Origin of the sequence: Pleomorphochaeta sp. DL1XJH-081 (genome assembly GCF_049310885.1) — a bacterium.
Taxonomy (GTDB): domain Bacteria; phylum Spirochaetota; class Spirochaetia; order Sphaerochaetales; family Sphaerochaetaceae; genus CAYZJV01.
This window is the reverse complement of record NZ_JBMDYO010000118.1, coordinates 1-265: the sequence shown is the minus strand read 5'-3', so window position 1 is coordinate 265 and position 265 is coordinate 1. Positions and strand designations below refer to the sequence as shown.

Sequence of the window (265 nt, the reverse complement as noted above, 5' to 3'; positions counted from 1 at the left end):
GGTTGCGCCGGTAGAAGACGCGGCTGTCCCGGCTGCGGGTGGCGTCGCCCTGTTCGATATGGTGCTCGCGGCGCTGGTCCATGGCTTCGCGGACTTGTTGCCCGAAGCCGGTTGGCGCAAGGTCGGCCGTCTCGCCGTGGATCAGCCGCCGGTCCAGCCAGGTCGCGCCGTCCGATCCGATCTGTTTGTTCAGATCGACCGGGGAAAGGACGCGAACGCTGGCCTGACTGTCTCGGCCGGCGTCATGGGCGGCGGCACGGCTGAC

1 protein-coding gene is annotated in these 265 nt (G+C 69.1%); it reads right to left on the bottom strand.

The window, feature by feature from the left end:
- On the bottom strand, positions 1-265 hold a 265-nt coding region (locus tag ACODJP_RS14135), incomplete at both ends, for a DUF3363 domain-containing protein (RefSeq protein WP_422482587.1).